This is a genomic window from Mesorhizobium sp. WSM4311 (assembly GCF_002295115.1).
Taxonomy (GTDB): domain Bacteria; phylum Pseudomonadota; class Alphaproteobacteria; order Rhizobiales; family Rhizobiaceae; genus Mesorhizobium.
The window spans coordinates 85821-100195 of the sequence record NZ_NSFV01000007.1; the positions used below are offsets into that span (position 1 = coordinate 85821).

The 14375-nt window shown below is 63.6% G+C and carries 17 protein-coding genes; 9 read left to right on the plus strand and 8 right to left on the minus strand.

What is annotated here, in order from left to right; genetic code table 11:
* Positions 1–105 precede the first annotated feature (105 nt).
* The 3 genes from CK226_RS19510 to CK226_RS19520 are packed head-to-tail and all read left to right on the plus strand — an operon-like array spanning position 106 to position 2626.
* Complete coding sequence (locus tag CK226_RS19510) at positions 106–735, plus strand: DUF1285 domain-containing protein (RefSeq protein WP_095792777.1); 630 nt, start codon at positions 106–108, stop codon at positions 733–735.
* The gene (locus tag CK226_RS19515) at positions 735–1367 is read left to right on the plus strand and encodes a CoA pyrophosphatase (RefSeq protein ID WP_095792778.1); all 633 of its coding nucleotides are present in this window, start codon (positions 735–737) and stop codon (positions 1365–1367) included. Before CK226_RS19510 ends, CK226_RS19515 begins: the two co-directional genes overlap by 1 nt.
* Positions 1364–2626 carry a CCA tRNA nucleotidyltransferase gene (locus CK226_RS19520; protein WP_095792779.1) on the plus strand — a complete coding sequence of 421 codons (1263 nt, stop codon included), beginning with the start codon at positions 1364–1366 and terminating at the stop codon, positions 2624–2626. The genes CK226_RS19515 and CK226_RS19520 overlap by 4 nt, the downstream gene beginning before the upstream one ends.
* 79 nt (positions 2627–2705) lie before the next feature.
* Here CK226_RS19520 and CK226_RS19525 read toward each other — a convergent pair whose 3' ends face one another.
* The 4 genes from CK226_RS19525 to hemF form a co-directional block, all read right to left on the minus strand.
* Positions 2706–3686, minus strand: a complete 981-nt coding sequence (locus tag CK226_RS19525; protein ID WP_095790106.1) for a S8 family serine peptidase — start codon at positions 3684–3686, stop codon at positions 2706–2708.
* Positions 3687–3771: 85 nt separating this feature from the next.
* Positions 3772–4311 carry a hypothetical protein gene (locus tag CK226_RS19530; RefSeq protein ID WP_245437786.1) on the minus strand — a complete coding sequence of 180 codons (540 nt, stop codon included), beginning with the start codon at positions 4309–4311 and terminating at the stop codon, positions 3772–3774.
* 291 nt (positions 4312–4602) lie between these two features.
* Entirely contained in the window at positions 4603–4788 is a 186-nt protein-coding gene (locus CK226_RS19535) for a DUF1059 domain-containing protein (protein WP_027047304.1), read from the minus strand.
* Positions 4789–4978: 190 nt separating this feature from the next.
* The gene (gene hemF, locus CK226_RS19540; protein WP_095792780.1) at positions 4979–5893 is read right to left on the minus strand and encodes an oxygen-dependent coproporphyrinogen oxidase; all 915 of its coding nucleotides are present in this window, start codon (positions 5891–5893) and stop codon (positions 4979–4981) included.
* A gap of 151 nt (positions 5894–6044) precedes the next feature.
* Between hemF and CK226_RS19545 the strand changes: the two genes are divergently transcribed.
* Positions 6045–6302, plus strand: a complete 258-nt coding sequence (locus CK226_RS19545) for a hypothetical protein (protein ID WP_032933697.1) — start codon at positions 6045–6047, stop codon at positions 6300–6302.
* Here CK226_RS19545 and soxR read toward each other — a convergent pair.
* Positions 6299–6745 carry a redox-sensitive transcriptional activator SoxR gene (gene soxR / locus CK226_RS19550; protein WP_095792781.1) on the minus strand — a complete coding sequence of 149 codons (447 nt, stop codon included), beginning with the start codon at positions 6743–6745 and terminating at the stop codon, positions 6299–6301. The two genes, CK226_RS19545 and soxR, sit on opposite strands and share 4 nt — an antisense overlap.
* A gap of 155 nt (positions 6746–6900) precedes the next feature.
* Complete coding sequence (locus CK226_RS19555; RefSeq protein WP_095792782.1) at positions 6901–7359, minus strand: tRNA (cytidine(34)-2'-O)-methyltransferase; 459 nt, start codon at positions 7357–7359, stop codon at positions 6901–6903.
* Between the two features lie 491 nt (positions 7360–7850).
* Here CK226_RS19555 and CK226_RS19560 point away from each other — a divergent pair, with 491 nt between their 5' ends.
* From CK226_RS19560 to CK226_RS19580, 5 genes are read left to right on the plus strand one after another with little or no spacing between them, the layout of a single operon-like run.
* Complete coding sequence (locus tag CK226_RS19560) at positions 7851–8246, plus strand: hypothetical protein (RefSeq protein WP_095792973.1); 396 nt, start codon at positions 7851–7853, stop codon at positions 8244–8246.
* Between the two features lie 30 nt (positions 8247–8276).
* The gene (locus CK226_RS19565) at positions 8277–10163 is read left to right on the plus strand and encodes an ABC transporter ATP-binding protein (RefSeq protein WP_095792783.1); all 1887 of its coding nucleotides are present in this window, start codon (positions 8277–8279) and stop codon (positions 10161–10163) included.
* A gap of 10 nt (positions 10164–10173) precedes the next feature.
* Positions 10174–12057: an ABC transporter ATP-binding protein gene (locus CK226_RS19570; RefSeq protein WP_095792784.1), complete on the plus strand. Its 1884-nt coding sequence runs from the start codon at positions 10174–10176 to the stop codon at positions 12055–12057.
* Positions 12058–12061: 4 nt separating this feature from the next.
* Positions 12062–12529 (plus strand): GNAT family N-acetyltransferase, encoded by a 468-nt coding sequence (locus CK226_RS19575; protein ID WP_095792785.1) that lies wholly within the window; start codon positions 12062–12064, stop codon positions 12527–12529.
* A 1-nt stretch (position 12530) separates the two neighbouring features.
* On the plus strand, positions 12531–12842 hold the full coding sequence (locus CK226_RS19580) for a DUF6665 family protein (RefSeq protein ID WP_095792786.1): 312 nt from the start codon (positions 12531–12533) through the stop codon (positions 12840–12842).
* Here the strand turns inward: CK226_RS19580 and CK226_RS19585 are convergent.
* Both CK226_RS19585 and CK226_RS19590 read right to left on the minus strand, forming a co-directional pair.
* Positions 12823–13707: an alpha/beta hydrolase gene (locus tag CK226_RS19585; RefSeq protein ID WP_095773522.1), complete on the minus strand. Its 885-nt coding sequence runs from the start codon at positions 13705–13707 to the stop codon at positions 12823–12825. The genes CK226_RS19580 and CK226_RS19585 overlap by 20 nt on opposite strands.
* A gap of 71 nt (positions 13708–13778) precedes the next feature.
* Positions 13779–14123 (minus strand): cupin domain-containing protein, encoded by a 345-nt coding sequence (locus CK226_RS19590; RefSeq protein WP_095773523.1) that lies wholly within the window; start codon positions 14121–14123, stop codon positions 13779–13781.
* Positions 14124–14375 lie beyond the last annotated feature (252 nt).

Genomic DNA, 14375 nt, shown 5'->3' on the forward strand with positions numbered 1-14375 from the left:
ACCATATCATAGGTTGCCGCGATTCGGCCTCGCGTGGCGCCTATGGCCGAACTTAAATCACAGACTTAGGCTGACAAGCGGAACAACAGTGACTATTTCGTGACGATGACGGAACACGACGAACATCGCCAACAAAGCCTTACGCAGGCAACCGAGGCGCGCGGCCTGGAGGCGCTGATCTCGCGCGCGGCGCGCGCCGGCAAGGGCGCGGCGCCCGTGGAGCGCTGGAATCCCGACTTTTGCGGCGATCTCGACATGGAGATCAAGGCCGACGGCACCTGGTTCTATCTCGGCACGCCGATCGGTCGCATGCCGCTGGTGCAGCTCTTCTCCTCCGTGCTGCGCAAGGACGCGGATGGCAGGACCTATCTGGTGACGCCTGTGGAAAAGGTCGGCATCCGCGTCGCCGATGCGCCGTTCATCGCCGTCGAAATGGATGTTTCGGGCAGTGGCGACGAACAGATCATCACCTTCCGCACCAATGTCGGCGACGTGGTCGAGGCCGGACCGGAACGGCCGCTGCGTTTCGTCGACGAGAACGAGACCGGGGGCCTGAAGCCCTATGTGCTGGTGCGCGGCAGGCTGGAAGCGCTGGTGGGGCGGCCTGTCATGTACGAGCTGGTCGGACATGGCGAGGAGATCGAGATCGGCGGCAAGGAGATGTTTGCCGTGCGCTCGAAGGGCGCGGTGTTTCCGATCATGCCGGCGGACCAGTTGAAGCGGCTGAGCGCATGATGGATCGCGTTTCATTGGCGCCGTTTTCATCGGCGGATTTTCGCGCGCGCTTCGCCGCGCAGCCAGAGGCGCATGCCGGCGACGACTATGGCGACCATCGCTTCAATCCGGGTCATCCGCGCCTCAACCAAGGCAAGGTGCTGCGCAATGCAGCGGTGCTGATCCCGGTGGTCGATCACGAAGACGAGGCCACGGTTTTGCTGACCAAACGGGCCGAAAAGCTGCGCAACCATTCGGGGCAGGTGGCCTTTCCCGGCGGCACCATCGATGCGACCGATGCCAGCCCGGAGGCGGCGGCGCTGCGCGAAACCTTCGAGGAGATCGGCCTTGACCAGGATCGCATCGAGATCATCGGCCGCATGCCCGACTATGTCGCCGGCAGCGGCTACCGCATCGCTCCCGTACTGGGCATCGTGCGGGCCGGCTTCCAGCTGGCCTTGAATGCCGACGAAGTCGATGCAGCCTTCGAAGTGCCGCTGCGCTTCCTGATGGACCCGGTGAATCACAAGCGGGACAGCCGCATGTGGAACGATCTCGAATGGTTCTTCTACGACATGCCCTATGGCGACCAGCGTATCTGGGGCGTCACCGCGGGCATCATCCGCACGCTCTATGAAAGGCTCTATGCGTGAGTGTTTCGATCGCGGGCAGGGCCGACTGGCTCGCCGACAAGCATTTGCAGCGCCTGCTTGCCGCCCTGGCTGAAGGCGGCGAAGAGGCGCGTGTCGCCGGCGGCGCCGTGCGCAACACGCTGATGGGCCAGCCGGTCGCCGATGTCGACATCGCCACCACCTGTTTGCCGCAGGAAATCATCCGCCGCGCCGAGACGGAGGGTTTCAAGCCGGTGCCGACCGGCATCGAGCACGGCACCATCACGGTGGTCGCCGGCGGCAAACCCTATGAAATCACCACTTTGCGCGCCGATGTCGAGACCGACGGCCGCCGCGCCAAAGTGTCGTTCGGGCGCGACTGGAAGCTGGATGCGGAGCGGCGCGACTTCACCATCAACGCCCTCTACGCCGACGCGGATGGCTCCATCGTCGACCTGGTCGGCGGCATCGCCGATATCGAGGCGCGGCGGCTGCGCTTCATCGGTGATGCGGAAGCACGGATTCGTGAGGATTATCTGCGCATCCTGCGCTTCTTCCGCTTCTTCGCCTGGTATGGCGAAGGCCGGCCGGATGCCGAGGGGCTGAAGGCCTGCGCCCGGCTGAAGGAAGGCCTGGCCCATCTTTCGGCGGAGCGCGTCTGGTCCGAGTTGAAGAAACTGCTTTCGGCGCCTGATCCGTCGCGGGCGCTGCTGTGGATGCGGCAGGCCGGCGTCTTGACCGCCGCGCTGCCGGAAAGCGAGAAATGGGGCATCGACGCCATCCACGGGCTGACCAAGGCCGAGAAGGATCTGGGCTGGGCGGCCGATCCGATGCTGCGGCTGGAGGCGATCGTGCCGCCGGATGCCGCGCGCATGAAGACGCTGGCCGAGCGGCTGAGGTTTTCGACCGCGGAATCGGACCGTTTGCGCTACTGGGCGCTCTCGACGGCGGTCGAGCCGAAGACGACCGAGGGCGAACTGGCGAAAAGGCTCTATCGCGGCGACCGGCAAGGGGTTGTCGACCGCCTGCGGCTATCGCTTGCCGGAGCCCGGGTGCGCGCCGTCGAGGACAATGACGCGCTGCTCGAAGCCGGCGGCTTTTCGCGCCTGCTGGCCTTCGCGCTCAAATGGGAAAAACCGGTGTTTCCGCTGAAAGGCGCCGATCTGACGGCGCTCGGCGCCACGCCAGGGCCGAAGCTGGGCGAAATCCTCAAGAACCTCGAAACGGAATGGATCGAGGCGGGATTTGCCGCCGATCGCGGCACGCTGCTGGGCCGCGCCGCGAAGGCGCTTGAAACTTAGACTGGAGCTTGCCCGGACGACCGTGCCGATCAAAAGGCATAGCCGAGGCGACGATTTGATCGGGCGAAAGGTCGCTCTCCTACCTGATCGCCGTGGGAGCCAGGGCGCGCGAAAGGCTTGCCTCGCCCTTGCCGTAGACCGAGGCCCTGTAGTTGACCAGCGTGTCGGTACGAGCCGTGTTGAGCAGATCGTTGGTGATCTGGGTCGCCGTGGCCGTGGTGAACTTGCTGCCTATGATCGCCGCATATCCTGAAATGATCGGCGCGGCGAAGGAGGTGCCATAAAGGCCTGTCTTGCTTCCATCGACACCAACCACGAGGAAGTGGCTTTGCACCAGCGCATTGGAGCCGGCGGTATTCGAATACCAGGCAAGCTGGGCCTTGCTGGACGTCGTGCCGTTGGTGGACAGCGCGCCGACGAAGATCGCGGATGGTTTTCCGATCAGGGCAAGGTCGAGATAGTCCTGCTGGCCGTTCGTGACCCCGCCCACGGCGACCGAATCGTTGCCCGCGGCCTTCGAAACGACAGCCGTCCCCCTGGTGGCGTAGGAGATGATGGAGGCTTCCTCCGGGGCCCAGCCGATCTGGTTCGAGCTGTAGCCCGCCCTGGCGTACATGCCGTAGCTCAGATTGAGCACGTTCAGGCCGGGCGCAAGGCCGACGGCCGAACCGGTTGAGAAGTCCTTCGACCTGATGGTCGCCAAGGGCGCGATCATGCCGGCTTCCTCACGCGTCCATTCACCGTGGCGCTGGGTTTGAACCCCAACACCGAAATTGCCGGAGAACCGCGATGTACTGGAGAAATCGTCGACGATCGTTATCGTGACGCCCTTGCCCTTGTATCCGGCGGCCCAAGCCGCGCCAATTTCGGGGCTCATCCACCGCTGTACTGCTTGCGTGCCCGCGACCGGGATCGTTGCGCTCACGCATGTGGACAAGCCGCCGCCGTGGCACAGCGCGGCCATCTCGTCCGCATTGACGGCCTCCTGTGCCGATGCCATCGGCGCCGACAGGATGGCGAGAGCCGTGGCGATGCCGAATTTGAAGCAACTCCCTGACATGCTGTTACTCCGTTCAAACAAGAACCAAGACGGGGTGATCGCGAGTTTCGGGGCGAGATGATTTTCATTTGCATCCTCCCGGCGATCAGAAAGTTACACGGTAATTCAGCCAGATGTGCTGGCTCTCCGGTTTAGCGTTAACCAGATATTTCAAGGTTTCCTCAGGCGCCATCCGGCTGGCCGCGAGCCGGCAATTGACGCTGTAGGTGCCAAAATCGCCGTAATCGGCTTCGCAGGACTTTTCGGTAAGCTTGCCGCCGATGGTCGTGGTGAGCGAAAGGGAAAGAGTGCTGTTCGGGTTCGGATGCATCTGGGTGAGGAACCCAAGCTTGAGGCTTGGCTCGATGCGATACTTCACGCCCTCTTCTCCGGTCCCAAAGCCCCAAAGGATGCCGGTATCCTCCGTGATCTGGGTGAGCAGGTCCACATGCATGTCGACCCAGTTTGCCCGGTACCATTGGTTGAACGAGACAAAGGTCCCGTTCTGCAGTTCGTAGCCGCCATTGCCAAGGCTCCTCGCGCGGTCGCTGAGCGGCGAGCCCTGATGTATGTCGACCAACGATGTCGTCATGTCCTGGGCGGCTGCCGGCGACGCCCCGATGAGCGCGCACAGCAGGAGCGCCATCGTGCGGAACCTCACTCGACTGCCGGACTTTTCGCGCATGCGCGAAACACCTCGCCCACCTGATTCCGGATCAGCGCCTGGTGGCGACGGGCTCCTCTGGCAGCCCACTGTGGCCGGATTATCCTCGTGACGGTGGCACGGGTTCGGTTACCGCGTGGTTTATTTTAGCTGATGCAAATGTGATTTTTTGACCCCGTAGGGTCCGGCTCCGAGGCGCCCGCGGCGGCGCCCCGATCTCGAAGCGCCAACGCGGCTGGTTGCTAACGCTGGCGAAAGCAGGCCGGCCAAAGCCTAGGCGGCGTCGCGGACTTTTTCAATGCGCGAGCGGATCGCCTCGATCATGGTTTCGCGGATGGTCGTCTCGCCATGCGTCTCGCGCATATGCTCGACGGCACGGCGCATCACTTCGGCTTCCTCGTCGGCACGGGTGTGCCACTCACAGCCGGGAACAAGCGAGCCGCAGTGGAATTGCTTCATCGGATTTCTCCTTTTCCTCCAGGGAGCCTGTCGAGGCTCCGCGACTTTTTTAGCCCACGGTCCATTCCACGTGGGCGGGGCGAGAGCTATAACACGGGAGGAGCGGTCTGGTTGCATCAAAGCATCGTGCACCGCCCGCCCTGTCTCCTCGACTTGACGCGATTCCAGAATGGAATTGCTCCGGCTGATCCTACGGCCAGCGCACCTCCGGCGGCAGGCTGGACAGGATCGAGGCGACATTGCCGCCGGTCTTCAGACCGAAGATGGTGCCGCGATCGTGAAGCAGGTTGAACTCGACATAGCGGCCGCGGCGGATGAGCTGTTCGTCGCGGTCGCCGTCCGTCCAGTTCTCGTTAAAATTGGCGCGCACGAGGTGGCCGTAGACGACGAGGAAGGAGCGTCCGACGTCCTGGACGAAGTTGAAATCGGCGTTCCAACCGCCTCTGTCGTCGCCAGAATGCAGCCAGTCGAAGAAAATGCCGCCAACGCCGCGCGGCTCGTTGCGGTGGGGCAGGAAGAAATACTCGTCGCACCAGGCCTTGAATTTCGGGTGGTCGGCGACGGCGGCGTTCTTTTCGCAAGCGAACTGCATGGCGCGGTGGAAGGCGACAGTGTCGGGGTCGTCCTGGGTACGGCGGTGGTCGAGCACCGGCGTCAGATCGGCGCCGCCGCCGAACCATTGCCTCGAGGTGACGACCATGCGCGTGTTCATGTGCACGGCAGGAACGTTGGGATTCCAGGGGTGCGCGATCAGCGAGATGCCGGAGGCCCAGAAGCGCGGGTCTTCCTCGGCGCCGGGCATTTGCTTCCTGAATTCGGGCGAGAACTCGCCGTAGACGGTCGACGTATGGACGCCGACCTTCTCGAAGACGCGGCCATGCATCATCGACATGGTGCCGCCGCCACCCTTGCCCTGGTCACGCTCCCACGGCGTCTTTTCGAAACGGCCCGGCGACCATGAGGCGAGGGGGCCCTGGAGATCCTGCTCGATCTGCTCGAAAGCGCCGCAAATGCGTTCGCGCAGCGCCTCGAACCACAGGCGCGCCTTCATCTTCTTCTCTTCAATGTCGGCGGGCAGGCCAGCGGGTATTTCAGGTCGTTCCAAAGTGCCGTCTCCGGTTGCGGGGTGGCCCGCCCCTACAAATGACTCGTCTTTTGCCGGCGCGATCCCTAATCTCTTAGGGGACAGGGTCAAGTCACTTTGCTTTTGCGCATGATCCTTTCGGGGGCATGTGCCAGGTGCAGGGAGTTGTTTCGTGCGCACCCCGGCAAGACCGCCGCTGGATGGCCTGAAGAAAAGGCTCGATCAGAGCCGGACCGAGCGCGCACGCATGCCGCGCGACGGCTTTCTGCGCGAGACCTTCGTCCTGCCGCGCTCCGATGCGCGGCTCAAGGCCAAGGAATGGTTCGAGCGCTTTCCCAAGCAAGCCTACTGGACGGAGATCGAAAGCTGGTTCGAGCGGCCGGGGGATTTGATCGAGTTCACCATCAGGCGGCTGCCGGCGGCCGATTAGGGTCCGACCAACAGCCTCCGCGCGCCCGCTCCCTCATTTGCCAGCCGGTCCCCCTTGTTCCTGAGCGGGCATTTGTCGATCGACATGCAGCCGCAGCCGATGCAGTCGCTCAGCCCGTCGCGCAGTTTCTTCAACTGGGCGATCTTGTGGTCGAGCGCGTCGCGCCATGCGGTCGACAGCAATCCCCAGTCGTCGCGCGTCGGCGTGCGGCTTTCGGGCAGCGACGCAAGGGCTTCGCCGATTTCGGCGAGCGAGATGCCGACCTCCTGCGCGACCTTGATGATTGCCACCCGCCGCAGCACGTCGCGGCCGTAACGGCGCTGGTTGCCTGACGTGCGGTGGCTGCGGATCAGCCCGCGCGTCTCATAAAAATGCAGTGCCGACACCGCTACGCCGCTGCGCATGGCCACCTGGCCGACCGTCAATTCCGTTGCTGGAGCCATTTCCGACTTTCCGCTTGACCTCAAGTTAAGTTGAGCTTGTAGCGAAGAAATACTGATTGGGCAAATGACAGGAGAAGGCGATGTGCGCCTGGGTGAGAATGGCCAGAGAAACCGCTGTCGTCGGCGACGGCAAGGCTGTCGATGGGCCGCCGATCCTATCCGAGCTGCCGGATGGCCTCGCCCGCCACCATGGCGACGGACAGCGCGACATTGATGCTGCGCGCGATGCCCTGCATGGGGATGGTCAGCCGCGCATCCGCCGCCTGATGGACAGGATCCGGCACGCCCGCGGATTCGCGGCCGAACAGAAGGATGTCGCCGTCCGCAAAGCTGAAGCTGGTGTAGGGGGTCGCAGCTTTGGTCGACAGAAGCACCAACCGGCGCCCGTCCTTGTTGCGCCAGTCCTCGAAGGCGTTCCAGTCGACATGCCGGGTCAGGGCAGCCATTTCGAGGTAGTCCATGCCGGCGCGCTTGAGCGCCTTGTCGGACAGCGGAAAGCCGGCCGGCTCGATGATGTCGACGCCAAGGCCGAGACAAGCGGCGAAGCGCAGGATTGTCCCGGTATTGCCGGCAATGTCCGGCTGGTAGAGTGCGATGCGGAGACGACGGTTCATTTCCGCATCCTTCTAATAAGTGGCAGATCGGCCACAGGAGCTTCCCGGTTTTGGAAATTCCTGGACCTGCGGGTGGCCATTTTCTGCGAAGTCGGGTATGTCAGTCGCATTGTCAACCCGAACCGATGGAGGGGACACTCATGATGACCATGCACATCCAGCGCCCCTCTCGTGGGCTTGTACGCCTGCCGGCGGCTTCGGTACGACGATTCACCTGACTCTCTAAGACTTGATCGCACCGATTCCCGCCGAGACGATTTTTCGGCTCTTGAAGGAATCCTGCGATGTTTTTCAAAAAGTCAAAAGGGCTGAACGCCCCAGCTGAACATGTCCAGACCGACTCGTTCAGTCGTGTCCGGACCGACGCTTATCGTGTCCAGACCGATGCCGAGCGTCGGTTGCGGACCGAGGCAATCCGCGCCTCCGGCCGAATGCCGGCGGACGATGTTGCTTGGCCTTTTCATCTTTATTTTCATACGGAGGACGGACCGATGTTCGATCCCTACAGAATACCGGGCTCGAGGAGCCTGCATATCCACCGACTGCCGACCTGGGCGCTGTTGATCGGCGAGACCTATTCGTCCGCGGTCCATGCCGAAGTCCGACGCCGGCCGCATCGCGGCATGCTGCCGGATGTCGATTTCTCGCATGCTGTTCCGGATCCCAGCCGGCCTTCGCTGGTGCGCCGGATCATCCGGCTGATCCGGCCGGGCACGAAAATCCGGCTTGTCGACACCGCGTCGACGGGATCGGCGAACGAGCCTGTCGGCGAAAAGCCCGCGAACCCCTATATTGGGCGAAGCGGGGCCGACGGTCCGGACGATTCCGGACCGTCGGCCCTCGGCGCCACACGGTCCGAGGACTTCGTACGTTCACGCGCCGCGTAAGCGGAAAACAGACTTTCACAGGCATGACCTATGTTGTTGTTTAGCTGGTTTGAAAGAAGGCTCGATCCGTTCCCCGCTGCGGAACCGGTCGAGCCGCCCAAGACGCTCGTAGCCTTCTGCCTGCATTATACGCGCGGCGCCTGGCCCTATATCCTTGTCGACGCGGTGCTGGTGGCGGCCATCGCCATCGCGGAAGTGTGGATGTTCGGCTTCCTCGGCCGCATCGTCGACTGGCTGTCGGGGCAGAATCGCGAAACCTTCTTGCAGACGGAAGGCTGGAAGCTCGCCGGAATGGCCTTCATCGTGCTGTTCGCACTGCCGGGCACGGTATGGGTGCATTCGCTGCTCAACCAGCAGACGCTGATGGGCAACTATCCCATGCGCATCCGTTGGCAGGTGCACCGCTACCTGCTCAACCAGTCGATGAGCTTCTACCAGGACGAGTTCGCCGGCCGCATCGCCACCAAGCTGATGCAGACCGCGCTCGCCGTGCGCGAATGCGTCATCAAGGTGATCGACGTGCTCAACTACGTCATCGTCTATTTCCTCGGCATGCTGTTGATCGTCGGCTCCGCCGACTGGCGGCTGGCCGCGCCTCTGGCGGTCTGGCTGGTCGGCTACGTGCTGTTGCTGCGCTACTTCATTCCCCGGCTGGGCAAGGTCGGCGAGGAGCAGGCCAATGCGCGCTCGGTCATGACCGGCCGTGTCGTCGACAGCTACTCCAACATCCAGACGGTCAAGCTGTTCAGTCATGCCAAGCGCGAGGCGACCTTCGCCAGGGAAGGCATGATGGGCTTCCTCGACACGGTCTACCGGTCGATGCGGCTGGTGACGGTGCTTTTCGGCACACTCTACATTCTGAACGCCCTGCTGCTGTTCTTGGTCACCGCCATCTCGCTGTGGCTGTGGATGGGGCAAGTGGTGACGATCGGCGCGGTCGCCGTGGTCATCGGCCTGGTGCTGCGGATGTGGGGCATGTCGCAGTGGATCATGTGGGAGATGTCGGGCCTGTTCGAGAACATCGGCACCGTGCAGGACGGCATCGCCTCGATCTCGCTGCCGCGCCTTGTCGAGGACAGGCCGGATGCGAAGGCGATCGCCGTTTCCAGGGGCGAGATCCGCTTCGAGGATATCCGCTTCCACTATGGCAAGCAGAAAGGCGTGATCGAAAACCTGTCGTTGACGGTGAAGCCGGGCGAGAAGGTCGGCATTGTCGGCCGCTCGGGCGCCGGCAAGTCGACGCTGGTCAACCTGCTGTTGCGCTTCTACGATCTGGAAAGCGGCAAGATCCTGATCGACGGCCAGGAGATCGCCGGCGTGAAGCAGGATTCGCTGCGCGCCCAGATCGGCATGGTCACGCAGGACACCTCGCTGCTGCACCGTTCGGTGCGCGAGAACATCCTCTACGGCCGGCCCGATGCTTCGGACGAGATGCTTGTCGAGGCGGCGCGGCGGGCCGAGGCGCTGGACTTCATTGGCGGGCTCGCGGATCACAAGGGCCGCAAGGGGTTCGACGCCTATGTCGGTGACCGCGGCGTCAAATTGTCCGGCGGCCAGCGGCAACGCATCGCCATTGCTCGCGTTATGTTGAAGGATGCACCTATACTTATCCTTGACGAGGCGACATCGGCGCTGGATTCCGAGGCGGAAGCGGCCATCCAGGAGAACCTCTACAAGCTCATGCAGGGCAAGACCGTCATCGCCATCGCCCATCGGCTGTCGACAATCGCGGCGATGGACAGGCTTGTGGTGATGGATCAAGGCCGTGTCATCGAGGAAGGTTCGCACGAGGAACTGGTCGCCAAGGGCGGGCTCTACGCGCAGCTGTGGCAGCGCCAGTCGGGCGGGTTCCTGCTCGAGGACATACCGGCCGATGTCGCCAATGACGTGATCGCGAAAGGGCAAGCCGCAGAATGATGGCCGCCGCATGATGACAGCCATCTATCGCTGGTTCGAGAACTGGGTCTATCCGTTCAGGGAGCCGGCGAATCTTCGGCCGCCGTCGAGTGTCGGCGGCTTTCTGTGGCACTATGTCGGCCAGGCGAAGTTCGCCTTCTTCGCCATGCTGGTCATCGGCGGCATCGCGCCGCTGGTCGAGGCCGGCCTGTTCTACTTCGTCGGGCGGCTGGTCGACATACTCGACCAGCTTCCCGGCGGGCGCAGCTGGCACGCGCTGTGGGCCGCCGCCGGCCCCGAGCTGGTGTTCATGATCGCGGTGGTGCTGGTCATCCGCACCATCATCGTCGGCCTGTCGGCGCTGGTCGACGAGCAGACGATCACGCCCGGCTTCTACAATCTGGTGCGCTGGCAGGCGCATCGGCATGTGTCGCGCCAGTCCTACGCCTTCTTCCAGAACGATTTCGCCGGCCGCATCGCGACGAAAGTCTGGCAGGCGGGGCAAGCGACCGGCGACCTGATGGAGAGCTTCATCGAGGTCATCTGGTTCATGGTCGTCTACACGGTGACGACGCTGGCGCTGGTCGCCGGACTGGATCTCCGACTGGCGGTGCTGGTGGTGATCTGGATTTCCGCCTTCGGCTGGCTGGCGAAACTTTATCTGCCGGCGATCCGCAAGCATGCCGAGGCGACAGCCGAGGCCGGCTCGATGATCAATGGCCGAATCGTCGATTCCTATTCCAACGTGCAGACGCTGAAACTGTTCTCGGCCGACGGCGACGACCGCTATATCAAGAACGGCTTCGACATCTATCTCGACGCGCTGCGCCCCTTCACCCGCCGGTTGACCGGCGTGCGCATGGCGCTGACGACACTGTCGGGCGTCATGATCACGACGATCGGTTGCTTTGCCGTCTATCTCTGGGTCGAAGGCTCGATCACCGTCGGCGCGGTCGCCTTCACGCTGTCGCTGGTGCTGCGGCTCAACATGCTGCTCGGCCGGGTGATGATGCAGCTCAACGGCATATTGCGGAATCTCGGTGTGCTGGAGAATTCCAAGGCGCTGATCTCGCAGCCGCTGGGGCTCGTCGATGCGCCCGATGCCAGGGAGCTTGTCGTTGCCGGCGGACGCATCGACGTGAAGGGGGTCGAGTTCCACTATGGCAAGGGGTTCGGCGTGCTGAACGGCATCGACCTCGTCGTCAAGCCCGGCGAAAAGGTCGGGCTGGTCGGGCCATCGGGTGCCGGCAAGACCACGCTCGCCAACCTGATCCTGCGGCTCTACGACCTGGAAGGCGGGTCGATCGCTGTCGATGGCCAGAACGTCGCCAAAGTCACGCAGAATTCGCTGCGCGCCAATATCGGCGTCGTCAGCCAGGATACGGCGCTCTTCCACCGTTCACTGCGTGACAACATCAAGCTCGGCATGCCGGATGCAACCGACGCCGAGGTGATCGCGGCGGCCAAGAAGGCCGAGGCGCATGACTTCATCCTCGGCCTGCGCGACAACCGGGACCGCGCCGGCTACGAGGCCTATGTCGGCGAGCGCGGCGTCAAACTGTCGGGCGGCCAGCGCCAGCGCGTGGCGATTGCCCGCGTCTTTCTGAAGGACGCGCCGATCCTGATCCTCGACGAGGCGACCTCGGCGCTCGATTCCGACATCGAGGCGGCGATCCAGGAGAATCTCGCCCGGCTGATGGAGAACAAGACGGTCATCGCCATCGCCCACCGGCTGTCGACCATCGCCGCACTCGACCGTCTTGTGGTGCTGGACGGCGGCCGCATCGTCGAGCAAGGCACGCATGACGAACTGGTGGCGCTCGGCGGGCTCTATGCGCGGCTGTGGAGGCGGCAGTCCGGCGGCTTCCTCTCTCACGAGGACAGCGTGCTCGAAGAGACGCGGCCGGCGGAGTGAAGGCATGGGCGGGACGCCGGAAGTCGGTTATGTGCTCAAGCGGCTCCGGCCGACCACGCCGGCCTTCGACAGGCTGAAGGATGAGAGCCGGCTGGAAGGCTACTGGATGCTGGTGCGCCTGGCGGATGGCTGGGCAAGTGGCCGCAACAAGTTCCTCAAGCGGGGCGAGGCGTTGTTCGGGGCGTGGCATGGCGCCGAACTTGCCGGTGTATGCGGGCTGAACATCGATCCCTATGCCGGGGGCAGGGACCAGGGGCGGGTCCGGCACCTGTTCGTCAGCGCGCCTCACCGCCGCGCCGGCCTCGGCCGCATGCTGGTCGAGACTGTCATCGATCGGGCACGCCGCCATTTCACCGCGTTGAACACCCGCGCGCCGCGGGACGCCTTCGGCTTTTATGAAAGGCTTGGCTTTCGGCGCGTGGAAGGCGAAGAATTCGTCACCCACCGCATGCTTTTGGGGAAGAGGAACTGACATGTCCTTGCGTCCGCCATCCCATCTTGCCGGCTCTTCGGCCGCTGAAGCGGCCTTCGACGCGCTTGGCCACGAAGTCCTGGCCGAAAAGGCGGCCGCACTCGGCCGCGCCGGCCAAAAGGTCGAGGAAACGCTGGCCATGTTGCGCGACAATGCCGATGAGGAGTTGCGCCCCAAGCTTCTCAAGCAGGCCGCCGAGGCGGTGCACGGCTATTTCATCCAGCGCGAGCTGTGCGGCTTGCGCAAGCACGATGGCGTCATCCGCGAATACGACATCCCCAGGGCCGTGCTGGTCAGGCTCGGCGCCCGCTAGGCTCGGCGCTTGCAGCGCTGATTTCCCTATGGAATCGCGCCAGGCGGATGGCGAGCGCTTCGGGGTTCTCGTCGGCGACGAAGTGCCCGCTGTCGGCTATGACGTCGCCGATGACATTCGAGAGCCCGGCAGCCCGCAGGCCATCGACATAGTCGCCGATCTCGCCGGGCTCGGCCGCACCCCTGAGATACAGCACCGGAACCGCGATCGGCGTGGCGGGCCGCGCGGCATTGGCCTTGGCATCCTCGGGGAAAGCGCGATACCAGGCGAAACCGGCCTGGAGGCTTTCGGGCCGGGAATAGGCCTTTGCGTAGATTTCCCTGGCATCGTCGGGGATCGCGGCCCGATCCTGCGAAAGCACATTGAAGAAGAAGTCGAAATAGGCGCTCTGATGGCCGCTCACCAGCGTTTCCGGCAAGGCCGGTACGGCATGGAATGCAAAGTGCCAGATCTGCGGATTGCGAATGACCTTCTCCCACGGCGCCACGCCTGGAATGACGACATCCATGATCACCGCGCCGCTGAGAATGTCCGGATGGTCGCGCAACAGGGCAAATACGATCTGGCCGCCGACATCATGGCCGGCGACCACGAGGTGCCGCAGCTCGCAAGCCTCGGCGACGCCTCTCATCAGCCTTGCCAGGGTCCGCTTGTCGCCAGCCCGGGGCATGCCTTGTGAGCCACCGATGCAGGGCAGATCGGGGGCGACGACCCGGTAGTCGGCTGCCAGCCGGCCGATCACCCGTTCGAACGCGTAGGAGCTTTGCGGCCATCCGTGCAGCAGGAGGAATGCCGGCGCTTCGGCCGGACCCGCCTCGCGGATGGCAATGCTCAGCCCTTCGATTTCGACGGTCGAGACTTGCATGTCCTGATCCTGCCGACTGCCTCTGCCATAGATCTAGGCGGCAATCGGGAATTCGACAGGGCCTTGAACCGTCACTCGAGCCACTTTGTGATGAACGTGCCGTTCTCGTGAATGTCGGTCGTTTCCAGCGGGCCCGGACCGAGATTGGTGAATTTGTGCGGCGTGTGGGGTGGCACGATGACGATCTGGCCGGCGGAAGCCTCGATTTCCTTGTCGCCCACGGTAAACAGCCCGGTGCCCTGGCGGATGATGAAGATCTCCGCATAAGGGTGGGAATGCAGCCGTGGGCCGCCGCCGACATCGGGCAGGTAGTTGAAAATCAGGCAGGAGCTGGAGCCGTAGGCGCCGCCTTGCAACTCGCCCTTCCAATGGTCGGAGCGAACTGCCCATTCGTCGCGGTCTATGACGTGCGCCATGCGATGGAGGATAGATCACACCGGCGCCCCGTGTCGAGGCAAGCTTGAGCCTTGGATTTTGCTGATATTTCCCGGTTGTTTAGCAGCCTTTTGCGGCCCTTTGCCGTTCCACCGGACAATAGGGGATTTTGTCCCCGCGACAATCTGCCCTTGTGCCTTGAGCCGTCTGGACAAAAACGGGCTTCACGCATAAACCGAAGTCCAAATGCCGGAGGAATTCGCTAGCCTGTTCGCCATGCGCTGTCGGGTTGG